Source organism: Tenacibaculum sp. (assembly GCF_048269885.1).
Classification (GTDB): Bacteria; Bacteroidota; Bacteroidia; order Flavobacteriales; family Flavobacteriaceae; genus Polaribacter.
Genome location: NZ_JBLWTZ010000014.1, coordinates 86,248 through 111,664 on the forward strand (window position 1 = coordinate 86,248; position 25,417 = coordinate 111,664).

The 25,417-nt window shown below is 33.6% G+C and carries 17 protein-coding genes and 1 pseudogene; 5 read left to right on the forward strand and 13 right to left on the reverse strand.

Annotated features, from left to right (window positions below; genetic code table 11):
- The first annotated feature begins 50 nt into the window (after nucleotides 1-50).
- Nucleotides 51-692, forward strand: coding sequence for an O-methyltransferase (locus tag ACN0WY_RS11805; RefSeq protein WP_417800471.1), 642 nt, complete (start codon nucleotides 51-53; stop codon nucleotides 690-692).
- An 85-nt stretch (nucleotides 693-777) separates the two neighbouring features.
- On the opposite strand, the gene ACN0WY_RS11810 is transcribed toward ACN0WY_RS11805, so the two are convergent.
- The gene (locus ACN0WY_RS11810) at nucleotides 778-1,896 is read right to left on the reverse strand and encodes a histidine decarboxylase (protein WP_330489378.1); all 1,119 of its coding nucleotides are present in this window, start codon (nucleotides 1,894-1,896) and stop codon (nucleotides 778-780) included.
- 165 nt (nucleotides 1,897-2,061) lie between these two features.
- On the opposite strand from ACN0WY_RS11810, the gene ACN0WY_RS11815 reads away from it, so the two are divergent.
- Nucleotides 2,062-2,526, forward strand: a complete 465-nt coding sequence (locus tag ACN0WY_RS11815; protein WP_417800472.1) for an Lrp/AsnC family transcriptional regulator — start codon at nucleotides 2,062-2,064, stop codon at nucleotides 2,524-2,526.
- Nucleotides 2,527-2,559: 33 nt separating this feature from the next.
- On the opposite strand, the gene ACN0WY_RS11820 is transcribed toward ACN0WY_RS11815, so the two are convergent.
- The 8 genes from ACN0WY_RS11820 to ACN0WY_RS11855 all read right to left on the reverse strand — a co-directional run bounded on the left by ACN0WY_RS11820 (nucleotide 2,560) and on the right by ACN0WY_RS11855 (nucleotide 12,416).
- Nucleotides 2,560-2,841, reverse strand: coding sequence for a twin-arginine translocase TatA/TatE family subunit (locus ACN0WY_RS11820; RefSeq protein ID WP_330489376.1), 282 nt, complete (start codon nucleotides 2,839-2,841; stop codon nucleotides 2,560-2,562).
- Nucleotides 2,842-2,939: 98 nt separating this feature from the next.
- Entirely contained in the window at nucleotides 2,940-3,233 is a 294-nt protein-coding gene (locus ACN0WY_RS11825; protein WP_099214712.1) for a FoF1 ATP synthase subunit delta/epsilon, read from the reverse strand.
- A gap of 44 nt (nucleotides 3,234-3,277) precedes the next feature.
- A complete protein-coding gene (gene atpD / locus ACN0WY_RS11830) occupies nucleotides 3,278-4,789 on the reverse strand; it encodes a F0F1 ATP synthase subunit beta (protein ID WP_330489375.1) in 1,512 nt (503 codons plus the stop codon).
- Nucleotides 4,790-4,958: 169 nt separating this feature from the next.
- Nucleotides 4,959-6,314: an OmpA family protein gene (locus ACN0WY_RS11835; RefSeq protein WP_417800473.1), complete on the reverse strand. Its 1,356-nt coding sequence runs from the start codon at nucleotides 6,312-6,314 to the stop codon at nucleotides 4,959-4,961.
- Nucleotides 6,315-6,433: 119 nt separating this feature from the next.
- Nucleotides 6,434-7,627, reverse strand: a complete 1,194-nt coding sequence (gene kbl, locus ACN0WY_RS11840; protein WP_330489373.1) for a glycine C-acetyltransferase — start codon at nucleotides 7,625-7,627, stop codon at nucleotides 6,434-6,436.
- Between the two features lie 46 nt (nucleotides 7,628-7,673).
- Entirely contained in the window at nucleotides 7,674-10,802 is a 3,129-nt protein-coding gene (locus ACN0WY_RS11845) for a UvrD-helicase domain-containing protein (RefSeq protein WP_417800474.1), read from the reverse strand.
- An 89-nt stretch (nucleotides 10,803-10,891) separates the two neighbouring features.
- Entirely contained in the window at nucleotides 10,892-11,728 is an 837-nt protein-coding gene (locus ACN0WY_RS11850) for a ZIP family metal transporter (RefSeq protein ID WP_417800475.1), read from the reverse strand.
- Nucleotides 11,729-11,756: 28 nt separating this feature from the next.
- Nucleotides 11,757-12,416 carry a metal-dependent transcriptional regulator gene (locus ACN0WY_RS11855; protein WP_417800476.1) on the reverse strand — a complete coding sequence of 220 codons (660 nt, stop codon included), beginning with the start codon at nucleotides 12,414-12,416 and terminating at the stop codon, nucleotides 11,757-11,759.
- Between the two features lie 133 nt (nucleotides 12,417-12,549).
- Here ACN0WY_RS11855 and ACN0WY_RS11860 point away from each other — a divergent pair, with 133 nt between their 5' ends.
- The 3 genes from ACN0WY_RS11860 (at nucleotide 12,550) to ACN0WY_RS11870 (ending at nucleotide 19,837) form a co-directional block, all read left to right on the forward strand.
- Nucleotides 12,550-14,880 carry a TonB-dependent receptor gene (locus tag ACN0WY_RS11860; protein WP_417800477.1) on the forward strand — a complete coding sequence of 777 codons (2,331 nt, stop codon included), beginning with the start codon at nucleotides 12,550-12,552 and terminating at the stop codon, nucleotides 14,878-14,880.
- Between the two features lie 135 nt (nucleotides 14,881-15,015).
- A complete protein-coding gene (locus ACN0WY_RS11865; protein ID WP_417800478.1) occupies nucleotides 15,016-17,763 on the forward strand; it encodes a carboxypeptidase-like regulatory domain-containing protein in 2,748 nt (915 codons plus the stop codon).
- A gap of 121 nt (nucleotides 17,764-17,884) precedes the next feature.
- Nucleotides 17,885-19,837 (forward strand): hypothetical protein, encoded by a 1,953-nt coding sequence (locus ACN0WY_RS11870; RefSeq protein ID WP_417800479.1) that lies wholly within the window; start codon nucleotides 17,885-17,887, stop codon nucleotides 19,835-19,837.
- Between the two features lie 56 nt (nucleotides 19,838-19,893).
- On the opposite strand, the gene ACN0WY_RS11875 is transcribed toward ACN0WY_RS11870, so the two are convergent.
- The 4 genes and pseudogenes from ACN0WY_RS11875 to ACN0WY_RS11890 form a co-directional block, all read right to left on the reverse strand.
- Nucleotides 19,894-20,319, reverse strand: coding sequence for a hypothetical protein (locus ACN0WY_RS11875; protein WP_330489366.1), 426 nt, complete (start codon nucleotides 20,317-20,319; stop codon nucleotides 19,894-19,896).
- Between the two features lie 88 nt (nucleotides 20,320-20,407).
- The gene (locus tag ACN0WY_RS11880) at nucleotides 20,408-21,379 is read right to left on the reverse strand and encodes a zinc metalloprotease (RefSeq protein ID WP_330489365.1); all 972 of its coding nucleotides are present in this window, start codon (nucleotides 21,377-21,379) and stop codon (nucleotides 20,408-20,410) included.
- Nucleotides 21,380-21,745: 366 nt separating this feature from the next.
- A complete protein-coding gene (gene infB, locus ACN0WY_RS11885; RefSeq protein WP_417800480.1) occupies nucleotides 21,746-24,604 on the reverse strand; it encodes a translation initiation factor IF-2 in 2,859 nt (952 codons plus the stop codon).
- Nucleotides 24,605-24,736: 132 nt separating this feature from the next.
- A pseudogene (locus ACN0WY_RS11890) lies at nucleotides 24,737-25,417 on the reverse strand (transcription termination/antitermination protein NusA); the annotation flags it as partial.

Here is a 25,417-nt window from a genome sequence, read left to right on the forward strand (position 1 = left end):
TATAGTGATAAATTCCGTTTTTTTTAATTTTGCACACTAAAACGTTTTACATGCATTTTTTACCTGAAAAATTAGACAATTATGTTGTTACCCATTCTCAATCTGAGCCTAAACTATTACAAGAATTAAGTAGAGAAACTTGGCAAAAAGTATTAAATCCTCGTATGTTAAGTGGTGCTTTTCAAGGAAGGGTTTTAGCTATGCTTTCTAAATTAATCCGCCCCAAATCAATTTTGGAGATAGGTACTTACACTGGGTATTCTGCTTTGTGTTTAGCTGAAGGATTATCTAAAGAAGGAAAACTTTATACAATTGATAAAAATGAAGAATTAGAGGAGCTTCAACATAAATATTTTCAAAAATCTGACTATAAAAATCAAATAACACAGTATGTTGGTAATGCTATAGATATTATTCCCACTATCGATTCTAAATTTGATTTGGTATTTATAGATGCTGATAAGTCTAATTATGTAAATTATTTTCATCTAATCATTGAAAAAATGAATAAAGGTGGGGTTATTTTATCTGACAATGTCTTATGGAGTGGAAAAGTTGTTGAAGAACTAGATCCTAAAGATACCGACACTAAAGTTCTTTTAGAGTATAATAGACTTTTAAATGAAGATAATCGCTTAGAAACGGTGTTATTACCCATACGAGATGGCTTAACAATTAGTAGAGTTTTATAAAATAAAAAAGCAACCTTAGTAGGCTGCTTTTTTATTTTATAGCTATGTCCCGTCCTAAAATAGGTTGACTCACTATAAAAAAAGTTTAATTATGAGTTAATCTTTCTACAATAAACAACTCCTTTGTGTAATCTTCAATAAATGCATCTATTTGACATTTTTCTATCCCCGGTACACAAATAATGTGAGCCATATCGTTTTCTGAAGCCAATTGGTATTTTTTACACAAAGCATTAGATGGTTTTTCTAACACCACTGTAAGTGCTTCATTATTTCTCCATGCATTAACTCCTATCTCTCTTAATTTCATCTCAGTATAAGCCGCAAGTTCTTGTGATTTTCTTGCTCTGGCTACCAACCCTTCTTTTCCGTGCTTTTCTATAAAAGCCCATAAGAGTAGAGGTGTTAATCCATTTCTTGAACCTGTAATTGTCGTATCTAAGGTTCCAACATACGAAACCGAATTTACAATTCTATTTCTGTGCTTGCGTTTTGCCAAAACTATTCCACACGGTATGGGGCCTCCAATAAACTTATGTCCAGATATAGAAATACTATCAATTCCTTCTGCAAAATCAAACTTTGGTTTTGGCGTAACAAAAGGAGCAATGCATCCTAAAAATGCCGCATCACAATGAATATAGTAATCTTTAATAGCATATTTTTTAATAATACTTTTTATTTTGTCTAAATCATCTACAGCCTCAGTCATGGTTGTACCTATATTTAAAAAGAAAATTGCAGGTTTATCTCTATGAAGCGTTATTAGACTTTCTAAGTCATTATAATCGATCTCTCCATTCTCCTGACTTCTTACAACAATATTCTTTAAATTTAATAGATGCAAATTCTTTTTAACACTATAATGTGTAGACTCGCTATAATATACTACTGGATTGTTAAAACTCTCTCTTGCTAAATACAAACCGTAAAGATTTCCTTCTGTTCCTCCGTTAGTAACATACCCCCACACATCATTCGTTGAAGATGATAAAATGTTAGCAAAAAAACCAACAACCTCTTTTTCTACATCTTTTGTGTCTATTGACAACGTTGAAGGAGATTCTGGATCTCCCACATTATTAATGCATAAATTTAAAAAAGGCGCAAATTCACTGTAGTTAAAATCTTTGGCTAAAGGATAACCTAAAAAGTTAGATGAAGCCTCACTAATTCTGTCATAAATTTCTTTTATTCTACTCATACTTACCTAGTTTAAATATTATTAAGTTACTTAACAAATATACTTTTAAAGAATAAAAAACCAGACAGCACGTTATAATAAAGAAAAAATAACTATTTTTAAATCATTAACAGGAACAAAATCTATTTCCTGTCTTAAAACTATTTTAAAACAGAAAAACTTACCATGAATCAGCTAGATAATGTAGATAAAAAGCTATTAGAAGAATTACAAAAAGATTGTAAACAATCTATAAAACAACTAGCCAACAAAGTAAACCTTTCTATTACTCCAACTCATGAGCGAATAAAAAAAATGGAACTAAATGGAATTATAGATAAGTATGTTGCTTTGTTAAACTTAGAAACTATTGATAAGAGCTTAATTGTATATTGTCAAGTAACTCTTGTTAAGCATCAAGAAACCGCTTTTAAAGAGTTTGAAGAGTATATGTTTAAAATAGATGAAATTGTAGAAGTTTCATATATAGCTGGAGTTTATGATTTTTTATTAAAAGTTGTTTTAAAGGACATGAATGAATACCAGGATTTTGTATTAAAAAAATTGTCGCAATTAGAAGTCATTTCAAACATTCAAAGTTCATTTGTTATGAAACAGGTAAAAAACACCACAAAAATAAAAATGGTGTAATTTTATATAAAACTACACCATTTTTATTTATTCTTAACGGTTTCTTTTTATCGGTCCCGTGAAATCGTCAATATTGTCTTTTACTTCGTTTACTTCCTTGTTTATATCTCTAACAAAGTCTGTGTCTATACCTTGTTTTTTTGCACTGTCATTAATCTCTCGTTTAATATCATTTGTAGCATCTTTAATTTGACGCATACCTTTGCCTAGTCCTCTAGCTATTTCAGGAATTTTATCTGCCCCAAATAACATGACTACTATTAACAAGATTACAAAAATCTCAGGTCCACCAATAAATAAAAATATTCCATTCATTACTGCAAAGATAATTAAATTCGACTTCCTATACTTTGTTGAACTAAAAAAAGCAACCAAAATTTGGTTGCTTTTAATTTTATAGTGATAAGTGCATATTAATCTGCAAGAATAATTGCTTTATTATCTTTCATTTCTATAGTTCCAGATTTAATTTTTAAAGTTAGTACTTTATCATCTTCTGGTAATCTTTCAATACTTCCATGTAAATCATCAAAAACTAAATGCTCTTGAGTATGTACGTGTACCTTTACTCTTCCTTCATTTAAAATAGACACCACAGGGGCGTGATTATTTAACATTTGGAACTCTCCATTTACACCTGGTACGACTACTGAGTCAACTTCTGATGAAAACAAGATAGCTTCTGGTGTTACAATTTCTAAATACATATTTTAATGCTTTAGGGCTTTAAGCTAGTGCTTAAGGCAATTAATTATGCTTCTGCTAACATTTTCTCTCCAGCATCAATCGCTTCTTGAATTGACCCTTTTAAGTTGAATGCTGCTTCAGGATACTTATCTAATTCACCATCCATAATCATGTTAAATCCTTTGATAGTATCTTTAATATCTACCAATACACCTGGAATTCCTGTAAATTGCTCTGCTACGTGGAATGGTTGAGATAAGAAACGTTGTACACGACGTGCTCTGTGAACTACCAATTTATCTTCCTCAGATAATTCTTCCATACCTAAGATGGCAATAATATCTTGTAATTCTTTATAACGTTGTAAAATTTCTTTTACTCTTTGTGCACAATTATAGTGCTCATTTCCTAAAATATCAGCAGTTAAAATTCTTGAAGTAGAATCTAACGGGTCTACTGCTGGGTATATACCCAACTCGGCAATCTTACGAGATAATACTGTAGTTGCATCTAAGTGAGCAAATGTTGTAGCTGGTGCTGGGTCTGTTAAATCATCCGCAGGTACGTAAACCGCTTGTACAGATGTAATAGATCCTTTCTTTGTAGAAGTAATACGTTCTTGCATTGCTCCCATCTCTGTTGCTAATGTTGGTTGGTATCCTACTGCTGATGGCATACGTCCTAATAAAGCTGACACCTCAGAACCTGCTTGTGTAAAACGGAAGATGTTATCTACGAAGAATAACACATCTTTTCCTTGTGCTTCACCAGCTCCGTCACGGAAATACTCGGCAATTGTTAATCCAGATAATGCTACACGAGCACGTGCTCCTGGTGGCTCATTCATCTGACCAAATACGAAAGTAGCTTTAGAATCTCTCATTCCTGGTTTATCAACTTTAGATAAATCCCATCCTCCATCTTCCATAGAGTGCATAAAATCATCACCGTATTTGATAATTCCAGATTCTAACATCTCACGTAATAAATCGTTTCCTTCACGAGTTCTTTCACCTACACCAGCGAATACAGATAAACCTCCGTGTCCTTTTGCAATGTTGTTAATTAACTCCTGAATTAATACAGTTTTTCCTACTCCTGCACCTCCAAATAATCCAATCTTACCTCCTTTAGCATAAGGCTCAATTAAATCGATTACTTTAATCCCTGTAAATAGTACTTCGGTAGAAGTTGATAATTCTTCAAATTTTGGTGCTTGACGGTGAATTGGCAAACCTGCTTCACCTTCTTTAGGTAAATCTCCTAATCCATCAATCGCATCACCTGTTACGTTAAATAAACGACCGTAGATATCATTACCTATTGGCATTTGAATTGGGTTACCAGTAGCAATTACTTCTTGCCCTCTTTGTAAACCGTCAGTTGCATCCATAGAAATGGTACGAACTGTATCTTCACCAATGTGTTGTTGAACTTCTAAAACTAAAGTTGAACCGTCTGCTTTTTTAATTTCTAACGAATCATAAATCTTTGGCAATTCAGCACTTTCTGTATTAAACTCAACATCGATTACTGGACCAATAATTTGAGAAACTTTACCTGTTATTGTAGACATTACTATATGTAATTAAAGTTATTTTATTTACTATATGAGTTTTAACTCCTTTTTTCAAGGTGCAAAGGTAATTTTTTTAGCGGAATTTAAAAAACCTTTCGAAGTATTTTTCCATAAAAAAAAGCCTCACATTAGTGAGGCCTTTATTGATGTTATGATTGTAATTAAATTACTTTACTAATTTAATCTCAACACGTCTGTTTTCAGCTCTACCAGCTCTTGTTTTGTTATCAGCGATTGGGTAGTCTTCACCAAATCCAGCAGAAGTTAATCTTTTTGAATCAATTCCTCCTTTTACAACTAAGTAATCTAAAACAGCTTTAGCTCTTTTTTCAGATAATCTTTGGTTTAAAGAATTAGATCCTGAACTATCAGTATGTCCTTGGATGCTAAAGTTAGCTTTAGGATATTCCTTCATAATTCCAGCGATTAAATCTAATTTACCAGTAGTACCAGTTCTAAAAGTAGATTTTCCTGAGTTAAAGTAGATAGCTCTTGCGAACTCGTTTAATTTCTTAACCGCTTCTTCTTTGATTACTACTTCAGGACATCCGTTGTTAGATGCTACACCTGCTTCGTTTGGACATTTATCGTCTTTGTCTAATACTCCGTCTCCGTCAGTATCTGGCCAAGGACATCCGTTGTTAGCAGCTGGACCAGCAGTGTTTGGACACTTATCTTTTCCGTCTACAACACCGTCTCCATCAGCATCAGGACAACCGTTGTTAGCTTTAGTTCCTTTTTCAGTTGGACAAGCATCATCTTTATCAGCGATACCATCACCATCAGCATCAGGACAACCGTTTAATGCAGCTAAACCAGCAACTTCTGGACATGCATCATCAGAATCTTTGATTCCGTCTCCGTCTGTATCAGGACATCCGTTGAATTCTTTTAAACCAGCAACTTCTGGACATGCATCATCTTTGTCATATACTCCGTCTCCGTCAGTATCTTTTCCTCCGAACTTAAATACTAAACCAATTGAGTGTTGGAAGTGATCTTTTACTTTATCAGCAAATTCTTTCTTTCCACCTGTTTGGAAGTTTAAACCTAAGTTTTCGTTGAACCATACGTTGAATCCAGCACCAGCATTTAACATACCTTCTCCTTCATCAGCTAATGAAGTATAACCTCCACCAACGTATACATAAGGATCCCACCAACCAGTGTTACCAATAATGTTGTTAACGTCATACTTTACGTTAGCATCGATTGCCCAGTAAAGCTCATCCATATCATCTTCTGTACGGAAAGTTTCAATTTTATTTAACGATCCTGCTAATTGTAATGTAAACCCATCGCTTAAGTATCTATCAACAGTTACTCTTGAAATTGATGGTAAGATATTCCAGTCACTAGTACCGATGTAATCTTTAGCATAATCTCCAAAATCTGAAGGGATCCTAACGTCTACTGCGTTAACCCCGAAACCAACCGCCCAAGGGTTGTCTGAATCCTGTGCGCTAACGTTTACAGCAGCAAACGCAAATAAAGCCATCACAGCTAATTTTAATTGTTTCATTATTAAAAATTTAAATTAAAAGTTCGTTTATATATTACGCAAATGTAAGTTGTTAAAACTTATTTACAAAAACAAATCTACAAAAACTTACAACAAAAGCAAGTTTTTGAACAAGATATTTATATCACTTTTAGTTCCTTTCCTACCTGAATAAATGCGTTAATTGCCTTGTCTAAATGTTCTTTTTCATGAGCAGCTGATAATTGTACTCGAATTCTTGCTTGCTCTTTTGGAACCACTGGATAGAAGAATCCAATTACATAAATACCTTCTTCTAACAACTTATTCGCCATTACTTGAGACAACTTAGCATCATACAACATTACTGGTACAATAGCCGCATCAGCTCCCACCAAATCAAACCCTGCTTTTTCCATTTCTGTACGGAAATAATTGGTGTTCCACTCTAATTTATCTCGTAAAGTAGTGTCGTTTGACAACAAATCAAACACTTTTAACGATGCTCCTACAATAGCAGGTGCCAATGAATTTGAGAATAAATACGGTCGAGAGCGTTGGCGCAAAATTTCAATGATTTCTTTCTTTCCTGTCGTATATCCTCCCATAGCTCCTCCGAGTGCTTTTCCTAAAGTTCCTGTAACTATATCTACTCGATCCATTACCTTTTTAAGCTCTACAGTTCCTCTACCAGTTTTTCCGATAAATCCTGCTGCATGACATTCATCAACCATAACCATGGCATCGTACTTATCTGCTAAATCACAAATTTCATCTAACTTAGCTACGATTCCATCCATAGAAAAAACACCATCAGTTACAATAATTTTAAAACGATGTCCTTGCTTATTTGCTTCAATTAATTGCGCTTCTAACGATGCCATATCGTTATTATCATAACGATAACGCGCTGCTTTACATAAACGCACTCCATCAATAATAGACGCATGATTTAAACTATCGGAAATAATTGCATCTTCTTTCGTTAATAAGGGTTCGAAAACACCTCCATTGGCGTCAAAAGCTGCTGCATATAAAATAGTATCTTCTGTCGTATAAAAATCCGCAATCTTTCTTTCCAGTTGCTTATGAATATCTTGCGTACCACAAATAAAACGTACAGATGACATTCCAAACCCATGCGTATCCATAGTATCTTTTGCTGCTTGAATTACCTCTGGATGATTAGACAACCCTAAGTAATTGTTGGCACAAAAATTAATTACCTCTTCTCCTGTAGAAATTTTAATCACCGCATCTTGTGACGAGGTAATAATTCGTTCTGATTTATACAATCCAGCATCTTTAATATCCTGAATTTCCTGTTGTAATTGTTCTTTTATTTTTCCGTACATAATTTATGTTTGAAAGTTGTTTGCTATAAAAGGTCAAAGTTAGTTGTTAAACTTCTTCAACCAAAATTTCTTCGTTAATATATACCAGTAGTTTTTTAACCACCTTAAAATTCATTGTTTGTAGTACTCTCTGGTATCGTAATAATTGTTGATGATATGCTTTAGAAGGCTTGCCTGTTTTGTAATCAATAATTACGACTTCGTTATTCGAATTAAAAACCAACCTATCTGGAATTATAATTTGACCATCAACATCTACAATTTCTCTCTCATTAAATACCACAAACGCTCCAGAAAAATAGTTTTTCAATTCAGAATGATTCACTATTTGTTGAATGTTTTTTATTACTTCAAATGATTTTTCTTGTGGTAATACTCCTTGCTGCTCATAACGATAAACCACCTTCTCGACCTCTTCTTTTGTACTAATTTCTGCCATCATTCCATGAACCAAATTACCAAACTCAATCGCTTTTCCTTGTTCTGTATCCCACAATTTTGAAGCGCTTGCTAACATGCGAATATTATGTTCCTTCCAAGGTGTAGATATGAACCCTTCCTGTAGTTGAATTCCTGATGTTTTCTTTTTTAAAACACTTACTCTTTCTTCATCTCCAATAGCATAGTTTAAAACCTCATCGCTCCACTTACCTAACTGCTTTAAGTAGCTGATAAATACTCCTGAGTAAAAGTTTGTATTTTCTTCCCCTTTGGATGATATTTTATACTCTGTTACAACATGTAGTTGCTCTACCGCTCTAGTAAGTGCTACATATAACAGATTAAAATTGTCTAATTCTAACTCTTCTCTTTGTTGTTGATAAATCTCAGCTCCCCTATCATTCACATAGCTCAAATCTTTATTGAAAGAAACGAGTAGTTCTTTAAATCCTTCATAACTTTCTGGCAGTTTATTTAGCCAAACTTTCGGGTTTATTTGTCGGTATACCTCTAAATCATACGGAAAAATTACTACGGGAAATTCCAACCCTTTTGATTTATGAATTGTCATCACTTGCACTGCATTTCCGCTTTCGGGGGCCACGATACTCAACTTGTCTTTTTTTTCTGACCAGAAATCTAAAAACTCTTGAATACTTGTTCCTCTTCGTTGTTGCTCCAATACCACATCTAAAAAGAATTGTACATAAGCATCTGACGAAACTATTAACTGAAAACCTCTAATAATCTCCTCTATTTTCTCGTAAAAAGGCAACTGATGAAATGTGGATAACTCAAAAGATGTTCCGTACTTTTTCAATTCTAAGAAAAGTTTTTCGTTTGGTTGATGTAGTAACTCATCAATAAACGAATGGGTATCTTTGGTTACTTTCAAATGTTCATACAAAAAATAAAGTACCTCTAAACAAGTTTCCTTGTCTTTTGGATGTTGAACTATTTGTAAAACGTTGACAATAAAATTAACTTTTGAGCTGTTTTCTAACAATAGCGTTTCTGAAGAAATGATATCCACCCCGTTTTCAGACAAATAGTTTGCCACTGCAATTCCATCTTTCTTTTTACGAACTAAAATACAAATCTCATTCAGCAAAAAATTAGCTTCTAAATTTTTAACAAGTTCTAGAACTTTCTTAGGATATTTGATTTTCTCTTTTTCCTTATCTTCTTCTTTTCTCAAAAAAGAAAGCGAAACAAATCCTCCTTTTTTAGCTGTTGTTAACTGTTTATTCCCTTCGACAAACAACTGCTTATACGACTCGTTTTGTAAAAAGGTTGCTACGTGTTGAAAAAACTGATTATTAAAATCTATCACCTCAGCATAACTTCTAAAATTAGTTTCTAAAGTTTTTATGCTTTTAGAAATTTGAAACGGATTATCCTCTCCTGAGCCAAGACCTATAAATTGCTCTGACTTTCCTCCTCGCCAACGGTAAATTGCTTGTTTCCCGTCACCTACCAACAACAAATTACTGTTTTCTTGTGCCAATGCATTGTCGATTAACGGAATTAAATTTTGCCATTGCAAAGACGATGTGTCTTGCATTTCATCAATAAAATAATGCATAAATCGCTGCCCTATTCGCTCGTAAATAAACGGAGCAGGTTGGTCTTTGATATTTTCAGAAATTAACTGATTAAATTCTGCATTTAATCGCAGGTTATTTTCTTCTTTTAAATGTGTTAATTCTTGATTGATATTATTTAAAACTGCTAAAGGAATAATACTTTTCAATGCTAGTTTATTCATTGAAAATTGTTGATACAATTGCTCTGATTGCATATACAACTTTAAAAGTTCAGGCAAAACTCCTTCAATAGCTGATATGATATCTTCTGATTTTGATTTTGAATAAAAAGCACCTTCTTCAATTCGTTCTCTTAATTTACTTTGGTCGAAAAACTTTGCTTTTTCTGGATTTTCAGCTAGTGCTACAAAATGATTTGGCAGCATCGATCGGTAAAAATCGCTATGTGTTAATTGCCTATCTTCAATTATTTGTAGAGCTGTCTCTCCAATTTCTTTCCAGCGTTTTTTTATCTCTTTTTGATGTTGAAATAACGTTCCTTTTAAATTGGTAAAATCAGCAAGTTCTTTATCGGCTAGTTTTTTAAAGTGTTTTGTATCGTCTTCATTCAACAAGATTTTAGCAAACTCATTTAATTCACGAGAAATATCCCACGATTTATCTTCATCTGCTTTATCTAAAGAAAAATCAATCAACAATTTAGTCAATGCCTCATCACTTCCTATTTTAGAAACTAGTACATCTACCGCCTCATTTAGTAGTGAAGCAGCATCCATTTCTACTTCAAAATTAAGTGGTAGTCCTAAATCATAAGCAAAGCTTTTAATAATTTTATGGGTAAAACTATCGATTGTTGTTATTGAAAATGCAGAATAGTTCCGAAGGATTTCGTTTAATATTTTACTACTTCGTTCTTTTATTACGACTCTATCCAGTGAAGTTTCTCCTAAAATAATTTCCAGCAAGTCGTTTGTTTCTCCAGCTGTAAAAGTTTGTAAATTATTCAATACTCGCTCTTTCATTTCCCCTGCTGCTTTATTAGTAAAGGTAATTGCCAGTATTTTTTGAAAACGAAAAATATCTTCAGATTGCAGTAATACCTTGAGGTATTCTTTTACTAATGTAAAAGTTTTACCACTACCAGCAGAAGCATTGTATACTTGAAAAGTTGACGAATTTTCTAACAAAGTAAAATATAATTAGGCAAGCAATTTAACCAAAAAAAGATTCCCGCTTTTGCGGGAATTGTACTTTTATGTTTTATACGAGAGTTTTTCTATCCTAAACCAACATCTAACGACATCATCACTATAAATCCACCAATAAAACCTAAGGTAGCGATATCGGTATATTTATCTCGTTGGGTTTCAGGAATTACTTCTTCAACAACTACAAAAATCATCGCTCCTGCAGCAAACGCTAATGCATAAGGTAAAATCGGTGTAAAAAAAGATACGGCTACGGCTCCTAAAACTGCTGCCATTGGCTCTACGATAGCAGATAATTGTCCATACCAAAAACTTTTAAAACGACTTACTCCTTGCCTTCTTAGTGGCATTGCAACTGCAAATCCTTCTGGGAAATTTTGAATCCCAATACCAATAGCTAATGAAATAGCCGCGATAATCATTTCGGTTTGCTCTACTCCTACCATTGTCGAAGCTGCTCCAAACAACACCCCTACTGCTAATCCTTCTGGAATGTTATGTAAGGTAATTGCCAAAACCAACAATGTTGTTTTGTGCCAGCTTGTTTTTACACCTTCAACTTCGTGTTCTTTAAAGTTAATATGCAAGTGTGGTAATATTTTATCCATACCAAATAAAGCCAAAGCTCCCAAAGCAAAACCGACTGCAGAAGGAAGTACTTTTAAAAACCCTTCTCCTGGGCTATTATCTATTGCTGGAGCTAATAAACTCCAAAAACTTGCTGCAACCATTACTCCTCCAGTAAAACCAAGCATCCCATCTAAAACAGCTCGATTCATTTTCTTAAAAAAGAATACTAACGCTGCCCCTAAAGCCGTTAAGCCCCAAGTGAATAGCGATGCATATAATGCTGCTTGAATTGGGTGTTCTTTACCAAAATTTACTAATTGATTAAATAAATTCATTTATAAAAAGTTATTTCTTGTTATGTGCTTAACGTGATTTTTGAATATATAAATTACTTGCTATTTTATTGGATACTGTGAGAGTTTTCTCATCCATTTCTATAACTAGAGAACCATCAAAGGGTTCTTTTTCTACTACTTTTATTTGCTTTCCTAATGCTATTTCCTGTTTATCTAAAAAACGTAAAAACTCCGAAGAACTATCATCAACCCCTACACAAACTCCAACTTCATTTTTCTTCAAAGTAGACAACAAACTTTTTTCTATTACCTGCAAGTTTCCTTCTTTGTCTGGAATAGGATCTCCATGTGGATCTCTTTTTGGATAATCTAAAAAAGCATCCAACTCATTAATTAATTTTGGAGATTTAATATGCTCTAACTGTTCTGCTACTTCATGCACTTCATCCCAAGAAAAATTGAGTTTGTCTACCAAGAAAACTTCCCACAACCTATGTTTACGAACAATATTCGCTGCTATTTTCTTTCCAAAATCAGTTAATGTTACTCCTTGATATTTTTTATAGCTAACCACGTTTTTTTCTGATAACTTTTTAACCATATCAGTTACTGAAGATGCCTTTGTTTCTAACTTTTTTGCAATCGCATTTGTACTAATTCCTTTCTTGTAATCAGCAGCTAAATGATACATTGTTTTTATATAGTTTTCTTCAGACTGGCTAAACATCGTTATTTTTTTAGGTATGCAAATATATAGTTTTTGATTTAATTAAACATATTTTTAGTCAAGACTAAAAATTAATTTATATTTGCAAAAATATTAAGTTTTAAAAACTGTTCAACAGTAAACTATTTTCAACATGAAAAATCACATAGCCTTAGCAGTCATATTATTATCAAGTATTGTAAACGGACAAATAATTAAAGGAAGAGTTACTTCTACTTCTGGAGAAACCATACCATTTGCTAATGTATTTATAAAAGGAACAGAACACGGAACTACTACAGATGATTCTGGAAACTATATATTAAAAACAACAAAAAACAAACTCGTCTTAGTTGCATCTAGTATTGGTTTTTTATCTGAAAGAAAAACAATTACACTAAACAAAAACGAGGAGAAAACAGTTCATTTTACATTAACCGAAACAGCAGAAATTTTAGATCAAGTTACTGTTACTGGAACACGTACTGATAAACGTAGAACCAACAGTCCAGTAATCGTTAATGTTATCAATAGTCAAACCTTGGCAGATGTACAGGCTTGTAATTTGTCTGAAGGATTGAAATTTCAAACTGGTTTGCGTGTAGAAACAGACTGCCAAACATGCAACTACACACAACTTCGCATGAATGGTTTAGCAGGTGGCTACTCACAAATTTTAATTAATGGACGCCCTATTTTTAGCCCTTTAACTGGTTTATACGGATTGGAACAAATACCCACCAACATGATTGAACGAATAGAAGTTGTTCGTGGGGGCGGATCTGCTTTGTATGGCTCAAGCGCAATTGGAGGAACGGTAAACGTCATCACTAAAATTCCTAAAAAGAACAAGTATAGCATTGGTTATACCTATCAAAATATCAAAGGGACTTCTGATCATATTATTACGGGGAATGCCACCCTAGTAAATGAAGATAACAATGCTGGTGTTTCCTTTTTTATAAATAACAGAAAAAGAGAGTTGTACGATGCTAATGATGATAACTTTTCTGAACTCCCTGAATTAAAAAACAATTCATTTGGTACTAACTTGTTTTTCCTTCCTACAGAAAACCAAAAAATAGAAGTGAATTTTAGCAAAATGAACGAATATCGCTACGGTGGAGAAATGGTTGATAAAGTTCCTCATTTTGCACTGCAATCGGAAGAACGCATACACGACGTTTACGTAGGGAATATCGATTATCAAATCAACTTTAACAATGATAAAAGCGCTATAATTTCTTATTTTGCCACACAATATACCAATAGAGAACATTATACAGGGATTCGTCCAGATATTAATACTCCTGAGTACACAGAACATTTAGCCAACCCTCCTTATGGTAATTCAACAACCACTACTTTTCAAGGTGGATTACAATTCAATCATCAATTAGAGAAGTTTTTAGGAGGAAACAATGTACTAACTTTAGGTGGTGAATTTGTACAAGATGATGTTTTTGATGCTATTGAGGCATATAATTACAAGGTAGATCAATTAACTCAAAACTTCGGATTCTTTTTTCAAAGCGACTGGGAAATCAACAAACAATTAAACTTATTAACAGGTATTCGTTACGACAACCATAAGCTACATACTTTAAAACAAGACCAAACTGAAAAAACGATTGTAAACAATGTAGCTAGTCCTCGAGTATCTTTATTATTTACCCCTTTTGAAAACACACAAATTAGAGGAACTTGGGGAACCGGATTTAGAGCACCCCAAGCTTTTGATACCGATTTACATATTGCCTTTGCTGGTGGTGGAATTTCTCGAGTTGTATTGGCCGATAACCTAAAAAGAGAACGCTCAAATAGCTACACTCTATCTTTCAATTACGACAAACCTACTGAGCATTACATTTACGGATTTACTTTTGAGAGTTTTTACACCAACTTAGAAGATGCTTTTTATTTAGAGTCTATAGGAGAAGATGAGTTTGGTGAAGTTTTTGAAAAAAGAAATGGTGATGGTGCCGTTGTAAAAGGAATCACTTTAGAAACACGATTAAATTATGATGGTATCTTGCAACTAGATGCGGGTTTTACCTATCAGTCGAGCCAATATAATTCAGCCGTTAACAATTCAGACGAACTTCCTTTAAAAAAAGAGTTTTTACGCACACCTAGTACCTATGGATATGCTACCGCAACTTATACTCCAAACCAAAAATTTAAAACAGCTTTAAACTTAGTGTATACAGGAAGTATGGAAGTACTGCATTTAGCTTCTCCTCAAAACCTATCTGTAGATGAATACTTTACTTCTCCTTCTTTTTTAAACTTAGGAATTAACACTAGCTATACTTTTAGTTTAGAAAAACTAAACACTAATTTAGAGTTTATTGCTGGTATCAAAAACATTTTTGACGCATATCAATCAAAATTTGATGTAAGTAAAGGGCGTGACAGCAATTTTATTTACGGTCCTGCTACACCCAGAACCTTTGTTTTTGGCTTAAAATTTACAAACAATTAATACTTTAATAACATACCAAAAGTTCGTTAACATTAACGAAACATTCTAATAATACAAACGTAATTCCTACATAACATTAGCTTTACTATTTAACTTGAATTTTGCGGGATAAATAAACAGAATTCAAAGATTAGAATGAAAAAAATATTATTTATAGCTTTTTTAAGCTTATGTAATCTAGCATTTTCTCAAAGCAAAGGTACTGTTACTGGTACAGTTACTGACAAAGAAATGAGCGGAGAGGCGTTACCTTTTGCGAATGTCTTTATTAAAGGAACTTCTATCGGGGGGACAACCGATATGGATGGTAAGTACACGCTTAGTGTGCCTGCTGGAAACCAAACTATTGTATTTAGCTTCGTTGGTTATCAAACAGTTGAAAAACCAATATTAGTAAAAGCAAACGAAACTATTACAGTTAATCAAGAATTAGGTGCTAATGAAGGAGTGGCTTTAGACGAGGTTAAAATTAATGCAACTGTTAGTAGAGAAAAAGAAACGGCCTTATTATTAGAGCAAAAGAAAGCTACAGTAATTAAAGAAAGTATTGGAGCACAAGAGCTAGCTAAAAAAGGAGTTAGTGACGCTGCTGCTGCAACTACAAAGATTTCTGGTGTTAATAAAAGTGAAGGTTCTGGTGACATCTACATTCGTGGTTTAGGTGACAGATATTTATCTACTACTATGAATGGATTACCAATTCCTTCTGACGATGTTAGTAATAAAAATGTTAATTTAAGTTTATTCAACACTAATGTTATACAAAACGTAGGTATTAGTAAAACCTATGCTACGTCTAGTTATTCAGATCAAGCATCAGGAAATGTAGATATTGCTTCTAAAGAATATACAAAAGACATGTTTGCTATAGGTATAAGCGGAGGTGTTAACACAAACGCTATTGAAGTCGACAATTTTAGAAGAACTACCATTAGTGATGATGTAACTTTTGGATTTCACCAAAAGAAATTTGCTCTTCAAAACCAAATGACCCTACAAGGATGGGATACTAAAAAAGGAGAGACTCCAATTAATTACGGAATTTCTTTATCAGGAGCCAAAAGATTCAATTTATTCAATAAAGAGTGGAAAATCTTAGCTTCTGCTTCACATTCAAAATCATCTGAATATAGAAATGGTTTATTTAAAGCATACAGATCTAACGTATTAAACAACTCGTTTACTGATGTTGAAAACTTCATTGCTAAAACAAACTCTACTGGTTATATAAGAGTTGATTTAAAATTAAACGACAACAATAAATTAAAGTACAACACTTTATTTGTGAACAAAGGTGAAGATGGATTATATGAACAAGGTAGAAATGGAGAAGGGTATGTATTTGATCAAGACCCACAAGAAGAAGGAGCTTTTGTAAGAGACCAAAACTTTAAACAAACGACTATGTTTGTTAACCAATTAATGGGAGAACATAAGTGGAATAAAAACAATGAATTAAACTGGGCTACTGGTTATAATTTTGTTTTGGCAGAAGAACCAAACCGTATTAGAAATGAAGTAAACATTTTAGATATCAATTCTAGTCCTTTAATTCAATTTGCTCATGTTGGAGATTACCAACAAAGAAAATCTTCTCAAAAAATTGAAGATACTGAATACAATGCTTTTATTGAAAATCACTGGTCTTTAGGTAATGTTGCTGATGAATACGAAGAAAAACCTTATACGTTAAACTACGGATTAAACTTCCGTAAGAAAGAAAGATCTTTTAATTCTTTATTTATAGGATTTAGAGCAAAAGATTTTACAGCTCCTTCTGTTGATCAAATTTCAGAAACGTTACAACAAGGAACGAACGCTGGTTTAATTTTAAGAGAACAACAACCAGATTTATACCAAGGTGAGTTATTGGTTTTAGCTGCTTATACTAACTTTGACTTCAAATTTGACAACAAATTATCTGGTAATATCGGTTTGCGTTTTGAGAGAGATGAAATTGACATGGCTTGGAATGTAGCAAACCGCCCTGGTAGATTTGGATCGACCAATAGAGTTTATGAAAGTTTGTACCCAAGTGTAAACTTAAAATATGAATTAAACGATAGAAACTTTATTCGTTTTGCATCAAGTGTAACTCAAACATTACCTGAATTCAAAGAATTATCTCCTTTCGAATACGTTTCTCCAACGGGTCGTGTTATTGGAGGTAATGAAGACTTAGAAAAATCTGACGTATATAATATTGATTTAAAGTGGGAGTTTTTCCCTAGTAGAAGTCAGTTAGTTTCTGCTACTGCTTTTTACAAACAAATCAACAACCCTATCAACTTAACACAAGACCAAGGTTCATCAGGTTACTTTAAATTCTTCAATACAGGTGAACAAGCTGATATTCTAGGTTTTGAAGTTGAAGGTAGATTGGATCTTTTAAAGAACGAAAACGAAGAAACTGTATTAAATGCTACAGCTAACTTAACTAAGATGTGGTTTAATCAAGATTTATCTCCTAGATACCAATTTAAAGGAAAATCTGAATCTGAATTACAAGGAGCTTCAGACTTTATTGTTAACGGTTCTTTAAGTTATTCAAACAATAAAGAAAACGAATTCATTGCTACTTTAACAGGTAACTATGCTTCTGATAAAATTTATGCATTAGGTGCCCCTGAAGATTTTGACAACAGTGCTACTCTTTACAATGATGAAATTATTGAAAAAGGTTTTGTAACCCTAGACCTTGTATTAAGTAAACAAATTTTTAAAGGATTTACGGCAAAGTTAGTTGGTAAAAACCTATTAGATCCAAAAATTGAGCAAACTCAATTAGTTCGTGATTTAAACACTTTAATTGAAACTAACCAAACTGTACTGTCTTACAAAAAGGGAAGACAAGTTTCTTTGAGCCTAAATTACACGTTTTAAGCTTCATTAACCTTAAATTAATATTCATTGTTTTATATAACAATCAATTAATATTCAGTTAAAAGAAACGAAAAACACAGGTTCTTAATTTGCAGAATAAAATTAAACTAAAGAACTCAAAATGAAAAGATCATTCAAATTATTAAGTATAGCAGCTCTTTCTGCTGCAGCTTTAACTTTTACAAGTTGTGGTAGTGATGACCCAGCTATTTTACCTCCTGATGTTTCTGATGTTGTAGAAAAATTACAAAACGGAATCATGAGTGGTGAGCTTTCAGAAGATTATACATTATCAAATGCCTCTTATTCTTTAACTAGCTCTTTCGTTATTAAAGACGGAGCTACATTAACCATTCCTGCAGGAACTAGTATTGTTGCTGATGCTAAAGGAACAGATGTTTATATTGCTGTTTTACAAGGTGGTAAAATTAACATTAACGGAACTAACAGCAACCCTGTGGTTATGAGTTCTAGTGATGGTAAGCCTGGTGATTGGGGTGGTTTAACTATTTGTGGTAAAGCAACCACTACTGCAGGAACAAATGTTACTGCTGAAGTTGGAGGGTTTATTTACGGTGGTACTCAAGATGATGATAACTCAGGTGTTATTAAAAACTTAGTAATTAAGGGTACCGGAGCACAAATTAATACTGAATCTCAATACAACGGAGTTTCTTTCTATTCAGTTGGTTCAGGAACTACAGTTGAAAATATCGCTGTTTTTGATGGGGCTGATGACGGAGTTGAATTCTTCGGAGGAACAGTTTCTGCTAAAAACTTATACTTAGAAAACTTGGAAGACGATGCTATAGATTGGACTGAAGGGTGGAATGGTACAGTTGAAAACTCTTATGTAATTAATACCAAAGCTGGTTTCTCAACTGTTGTAGAAGCTGACAAAGACAACAAAAACCCTAAATTAATTAACTTAACAGCAAAGTCTATTGTTGGTGGTACTGCTTTACAATTTAAAAAACAATCAGGTGCTACTATTACAAACTTATTCTTAGACGGGTATGATGACAATGTTGACATGAAAGATGGAGGTCCGTTAGCAAACGTTATTATTGACGGTGAGGCTGCAAAATTAGACACTGAGTATACCGCAGGAACTAAAGTTGATATCTCTGCTTGGTCTTTCATTAATGGAGAAATTGTTGAGATTACTCCTTTAGTAGGTGAGGTTACTGGAAACGTAACATTAACTTCTGATAAAACTTATAACTTAACTGGTTCTTATATCGTAAAAGATGGAGCTACTTTAAATATTGAAGCGGGGACAAAAATTATTGTTGATCCAAAAGGAACAGATGTTTATATCGCTGTTTTACAAGGTGGTAAAATTAACATTAATGGTACTGTTGATGCTCCTGTAGTAATGGCTTCTGCTGCTGGAAAACCAGGAGATTGGGGTGGTTTAACTATTTGTGGTAAAGCAACAACTTCTGCAGGTGTAGATGTTACTGCTGAAGTTGGAGGATTTATCTACGGTGGTACTCAAGATGACGATAACTCAGGGGTTATTAAAAACTTAGTAATTAAAGGTACTGGAGCACAAATTAACACAGAATCTCAATATAACGGTGTTTCTTTTTATTCTGTAGGTTCTGGAACTGTTGTTGAAAACATTGCTGTAATTAACGGTGCTGATGACGGAGTTGAATTTTTTGGAGGAACCGTTTCTGCAACTAACTTATACCTAGAAAATAACGAAGATGACTCTGTAGATTGGACTGAGGGATGGAACGGAAAAGTAACGAACACTTACATTTCTCATACCATCGCTGGTTTCTCAACTGCTTTCGAAGGAGACAAGGTGAACAACAACCCTCAGTTTGAAAACTTAACAGCTATTTCAACTGTTGGTGGTACTGCTTTACAATTTAAAAAGACTTCTGGAGCTACCATTACTAATATCTGGTTAGAAGGATATGACAAAAATATCGATATGAAAGATGGAGGACCTTTAGCAAACGTTGTAATTGATGGAGAAGCTGCTTCTACTACAGCTGATTACAAAACAGGAACTAAAGTTGACATCTCTACTTGGTCTTGGAAAGAAGCTGGGTTATAATAGCTTATCCAATATATAATTTATGAAAAAACCGAGCAATATGCTCGGTTTTTTACTTATTCATTTACATTGGAAAGCTTGTATAAAAAATCTTCTAGCTTTTTTAATTCTTTAGGCGGATTACCCGCATCAAAAGTGATTGACTTGTATTCTTTGTCGGCTATTTTAATGGTAAATTCAGCATGCAACGCTCCATCTGTTATTCTTTTATCACTAGGTGCCTTTAAATTGCTTATTTCTTCTAAATTTATCTCATTAACCACAGCGTTTAATTCTTCTAATTTTTCTTTTGCTATTTCTATACTCCCTTCCTTTTCATAGGTTTTGTATGATAGTTTATTTCCTTCAATAGTTAACTGTACCATACTGCCTCTTGTTTGGGCTTCATAAGCTACTTTATCAAACCCTTTTGTTTTATTTTGTGCAGCACAATTCATCATTAATAAAAACATTACAGGAGCTATTATTTTTAGGTATTTCATTTATTCTTGTATTTTTAGTTGATGATAATAAAAAGACGCTCTTTAAAATAAAGAACGTCTTGATATGTGAATTTCGTATTAAAACAGACTAGTCTGCCATAGTAGCTCTAAATCCTCCTGGAGCAAATACCGCATCCATTCTGGCTTTTTGCCCTTCAGTAAACATATACATACAGCTATCGTCTGAGTAATCCATAAAGTTCATAGTCATGTTAGCACTTCCACACTCAATTACTGGGTAAGTAGGACATCCTCTACTATTACCATCAGCATCTGGAGTATCAGCAACAAAGTCGCTAGCACCACATCCACCATCACCCCAAATGTGACGTAAGTTTAAGTAGTGACCTACTTCGTGTGTAGCAGTTCTTTGATTACGACCAACAAAACTATGTGCTAAAACTACCCCATCTGTAGACCAGCTACCTCCTGGGAATTGTGCATATCCTAAAATTTGTCCTCCTCTATATGGCATAACATTAACAATCCAGATGTTTAAAAACTCTTGTGGATTTACAACATCACTACCTCCTGAAGAAGTAAACTTCATTGAATCGTCTGGTCTCCAACTTCTCTTTTTTGTGTTTTGAACTCTAATTACATCTTCAATAACAAAATCAATATTTACATTAGCTTCAACTCCAGCAAACTCAGCAGGCATTGCTCCTCTATTAGGGTTTTGCAAGTTAAAATCTTCGTTTAATGCATCTATTTGGTCTTGTAATACTGATAACGATAAGTTTTCACTCGCTTGACGGTAGATTACGTGGTATACAACAGGTATTTGTATTTTTCCATTTACTAACCTAGCTTGAACCTCGCCAGACTTAACTTTTTGTACATAAGATGCTGTAAAACTTTCAATATTTTCCATTTTACTTTTTAAGCTAGGATCGTTAGCCATATTTGCTTCTAGAACATCGTTAGCAAAACATTGTTTTTCTGCTTTTTGTAAAGTTGATGCTTCAACTTCTGGTTCTAAATCTGGGTTTTGTTCATTTGTTTGACAACCTACTAAAATTCCAGCAGCGATTGCCATGGTAAGAAAAATTCTTTTCATGTTGTGAATGTTTAAAAATTAATTTTAAGAACACTTAACAGTGTTGTTTGTTTTGTTAAAAAACAGGAAACAAAACTTATCTAGAAAGAAATTGTTAATTTTTTATTATTAAAATAAAAATTTGAAGGGTTTTTTAACGATATGCAATGTATAGTTTTAAATACACAATCAAAAATTTTTTTCTTAACTCATTTACAACGGTTTAATCTCCCTAAACATCACTTGCGAACGATAATGGACAATAATATCTTTTTTAAAAACTCTACCAATCAACTGGGTAAAAAAAGTCATTTGTAACCAATTAACATAAAAAAAGGAGCCTAATTAGGCTCCTTTTATATGCTATAAAACAAAAAGATATTACTATTACTTAAGTTTTTTCTTAACTGCAACTTCAGTATAAGCTTCTAATGTATCTCCTTCTTTAATATCGTTGTATCCTTTTATTTGAAGACCACAATCGTATCCTTTGGTTACTTCCTTAACATCGTCTTTAAAACGTTTTAACGATGCTAATACACCATCATGAACGACAATTCCATCTCTAATTACACGAACCTTAGCATCTCTTGTAATTTTCCCTGTCATTACCATACATCCTGCAATGTTACCAATTTTAGAAATTTTATAAACCTCTCTAATTTCTACATTTCCAAGAACTTCTTCTTTCATTTCAGGAGATAACATTCCTTCCATTGCATCTTTCAGATCGTTAATAGCATCATAGATAATTGAATATGTTCTGATATCAACTTCTTCTCTATCTGCTACCGAACGTGCGTTTCCTTGAGGACGTACATTAAACCCAACAATAATAGCATCAGAAGCAGTTGCTAATAACACATCAGATTCAGTAATTGCTCCAACTCCTTTGTGAATAATATTTACTTGGATTTCCTCTGTAGATAATTTTTGGAACGAGTCTGTTAATGCTTCTACCGAACCATCCACATCTCCTTTTAAGATGATATTTAATTCTTTAAAATCTCCTAAGGCGATACGACGACCAATCTCTGCAAGTGTTAATGTTTTTTGCGTTCTAACTGATTGTTCACGTTGTAATTGAGAACGTTTTGCTGCTATTTGCTTAGCTTCACGCTCATCTTCAAATACATTGAATTTATCACCAGCTTGAGGTGCCCCATCTAAACCTAAAATTGATACTGGTGTAGAAGGTCCTGCTTCTTCTACTTTTCTTCCTTTATCATCAAACATAGCTCTTACTTTACCACTATGTTTTCCTGCTAAGATATAATCTCCAATTTTTAATGTACCTGCTTGTACTAAAATTGTAGATACATATCCTCTACCTTTATCTAATAAAGCTTCTACTACGGCTCCGTTTGCATTTTTATTAGGGTTCGCTTTTAACTCTAATACTTCTGCCTCCAATAATACTTTTTCTAATAACTCATCAACCCCTTGTCCTGTTTTAGCAGAAATTTCTTGTGATTGAATGTTACCACCCCAATCTTCTACTAATAGGTTCATAGAAGAAAGTTGTGTTTTAATATTGTCTGGATTCGCGTTCGGCTTATCTATTTTGTTTATTGCAAAAATAATTGGCACTCCTGCTGCTTGTGCATGAGAAATTGCCTCTTTTGTTTGTGGCATTACATCATCATCCGCAGCTACTACAATAATAACTAAATCGGTTACTTGAGCTCCACGAGCACGCATTGCTGTAAAGGCTTCGTGACCAGGTGTATCTAAAAAGGCTATTTTGTGGTCTCCTACCTTCACGGCATAAGCACCAATGTGCTGTGTGATTCCTCCTGATTCACCCTCAATAACATTTGCGTTACGGATATAATCTAACAATGATGTTTTACCGTGGTCTACGTGTCCCATTACAGTAATAATCGGTGCACGAGTGATTAAGTCCTCTGGTTTATCTTCTACCTCTTCAATTGACTCTTCAACTTCAGCTCCAACAAACTCTACAGTATAGTTAAACTCTTCGGCAACAATTTGTAATGTTTCAGCATCTAAACGTTGATTCATTGTTACCATCATTCCTAACATCATACAGGTAGAAATAATTTGAGTAACAGGAACATCCATCATGGTTGCTACTTCACTTACCGTAACAAATTCTGTTACTTTTAACACCTTGCTTTCTGCTTGTGCTGCTTGCAATTCAGCTTCACTTTGCTGACGGTGCGCATCTCTTTTGTCTCTACGGTATTTTGCACCTTTTCCTTTTTTAGATTTACCTTGAAGTTTTTCTAAAGTTTCTCTAACTTGTTTTTGAATTTGTGCTTCTGTTAGCTCTTCTTTTGGAGCCGTAGCTGGTCTTCTACCTCTTTGACCTCCTCGGTTACCACCTCTTTGACCTCCTCGGTTTTGACCTCCTCTATTATTATTTCCTTGAGGTTTAGCTCCAGTTCCAGGAGTTCCTGGCTTGCTAATTCTCTTACGCTTCTTTTTATCTCCGTCAGCTTTATTCGCTTCAGGTTTTTTCTTTTTGGGTCTTTCAAATTGTTTTAAATCAATTTTTTGACCTGTAAAATTAGGGCCGTCTAATTTTTTGTACTGAGTTTTAATTTTCTCAGCATTCTCTGGAGTTATCTCCACCTCCTTTACTGGTTGCTTCACCTCTTTAACCTTATTTTCAACAGTCTTTTTTACTTCTTTAGGCTGTTCTTTTTTCACTTCCTTTTTAGGAGCATTAACTGTTTGTTCCTTTGGTTTTTCAGTTTTAGGAGGTTCTGGCTTTTTCTCTTCAACCTTAACTGGTTCTTCCACTTTTTTAGTTTCTTGAACTGGTTGAACAGACTCTTCTTTCTTCGGTTCCTCTACTTTCTCCTCTTTTTTAGTAGGCTCTGGTTTTACTTCTTCAGCTATTTCTTCAATAGCCTTACCAGTTTCAACATCTATTTTACCTACTGTTTTAAGTTCTAACTTTTCAGCTTTGGCTTTTAAAACTTCTTGTTTTTTAGCTTCCTCTTCTAATCTCTTTCTTTCTTGCTCTTGTTCTAATTGCTGACGAATTGCCTCTTTCTCTTTTTTCTTTTCTTCGCTCACTTCTTTAGAGGCCACCTTTTTAGATTTATCAGTTTGAAAACCATCAAATAAAATTTGATATTCAGCATCTGATATTTTGGTAGTAGGGCGAGCTTCGATCTCATAGCCATTTTTAGCTAGGTGTTCAACAGCTCTATCTAAAGAAATGTTTAGTTCTCTTAAAACCTTATTTAGTCTTAATTTTTTGCCTTCAGCCATATATTATTTTATACTTTTTATTGAAAAAACACACTTTACACGCGCAGTACGTATAGTTATGCTTTTTTTCTTCTTTTTGCTAGATTTTGTATAGTTTTCCACACAGGATACTAGCTTCCTTTTTATTTTATATTAATCTTCGAATTCTTCTCTTAAAATTCGTTGAACATCTAAAATTGTTTCTTCCTCTAAATCGGTTCTTTGTACTAACATTGATACGTCTTTTTCTAAAACACTCTTTGCTGTATCTAAACCTATTTTCTTGAATTCTTCAATTACCCAAGCTTCGATTTCATCAGAAAACTCTGTTAACTCAACATCTTCTTCTTCGATACCTTCTCTTTGAACGTCAATTTCGTAACCTGTTAACTCACTTGCCAAACGAATATTTACTCCAGCTCTACCAATTGCTTTTGATACTTCTTCTGGTTTTAATAAAACATTGACACGTCCTTTTTTACCATTCTTCTCTTCATCAAACATTTCAATATCTACTGAAGTTACTTTAGCTGGACTTAGTGCTCTAGCTACAAATAGCTGCTCGTTTTTTGTATAGTTGATCACATCAATATTTTCGTTTCCTAGTTCACGAACAATACCGTGAATACGAGAACCTTTTACACCAACACAAGCTCCAACAGGGTCAATTCTATCATCGTAAGAATCTACGGCTATTTTTGCTTTATCTCCAGGAATTCTTGCAACACCTTCAATAGTAATTAAACCGTCGAAAACTTCAGGAATTTCTTGTTCAAATAATTTCACTAAGAACGCTGGCGAAGTTCTTGATAAAATAATAGCAGGTTTATTACC

Bases quoted from the DNA above. Each gene is read 5' to 3' on its own strand.
- ACN0WY_RS11835 (WP_417800473.1), bottom strand. From the start codon at position 6,314: ATGAAACAATTAAAATTAGCTGTGATGGCTTTATTTGCGTTTGCTGCT.
- ACN0WY_RS11855 (WP_417800476.1), bottom strand. From the start codon at position 12,416: ATGTTTAGCCAGTCTGAAGAAAACTATATAAAAACAATGTATCATTTA.
- ACN0WY_RS11815 (WP_417800472.1), top strand. From the start codon at position 2,062: ATGAATCAGCTAGATAATGTAGATAAAAAGCTATTAGAAGAATTACAA.
- kbl (WP_330489373.1), bottom strand. From the start codon at position 7,627: ATGTACGGAAAAATAAAAGAACAATTACAACAGGAAATTCAGGATATT.
- ACN0WY_RS11870 (WP_417800479.1), top strand. From the start codon at position 17,885: ATGAAAAGATCATTCAAATTATTAAGTATAGCAGCTCTTTCTGCTGCA.
- ACN0WY_RS11860 (WP_417800477.1), top strand. From the start codon at position 12,550: ATGAAAAATCACATAGCCTTAGCAGTCATATTATTATCAAGTATTGTA.
- infB (WP_417800480.1), bottom strand. From the start codon at position 24,604: ATGGCTGAAGGCAAAAAATTAAGACTAAATAAGGTTTTAAGAGAACTA.
- ACN0WY_RS11825 (WP_099214712.1), bottom strand. From the start codon at position 3,233: ATGTATTTAGAAATTGTAACACCAGAAGCTATCTTGTTTTCATCAGAA.
- ACN0WY_RS11810 (WP_330489378.1), bottom strand. From the start codon at position 1,896: ATGAGTAGAATAAAAGAAATTTATGACAGAATTAGTGAGGCTTCATCT.
- atpD (WP_330489375.1), bottom strand. From the start codon at position 4,789: ATGTCTACAATAACAGGTAAAGTTTCTCAAATTATTGGTCCAGTAATC.
- ACN0WY_RS11875 (WP_330489366.1), bottom strand. From the start codon at position 20,319: ATGAAATACCTAAAAATAATAGCTCCTGTAATGTTTTTATTAATGATG.
- ACN0WY_RS11880 (WP_330489365.1), bottom strand. From the start codon at position 21,379: ATGAAAAGAATTTTTCTTACCATGGCAATCGCTGCTGGAATTTTAGTA.
- ACN0WY_RS11865 (WP_417800478.1), top strand. From the start codon at position 15,016: ATGAAAAAAATATTATTTATAGCTTTTTTAAGCTTATGTAATCTAGCA.
- ACN0WY_RS11820 (WP_330489376.1), bottom strand. From the start codon at position 2,841: ATGAATGGAATATTTTTATTTATTGGTGGACCTGAGATTTTTGTAATC.
- ACN0WY_RS11805 (WP_417800471.1), top strand. From the start codon at position 51: ATGCATTTTTTACCTGAAAAATTAGACAATTATGTTGTTACCCATTCT.
- ACN0WY_RS11850 (WP_417800475.1), bottom strand. From the start codon at position 11,728: ATGAATTTATTTAATCAATTAGTAAATTTTGGTAAAGAACACCCAATT.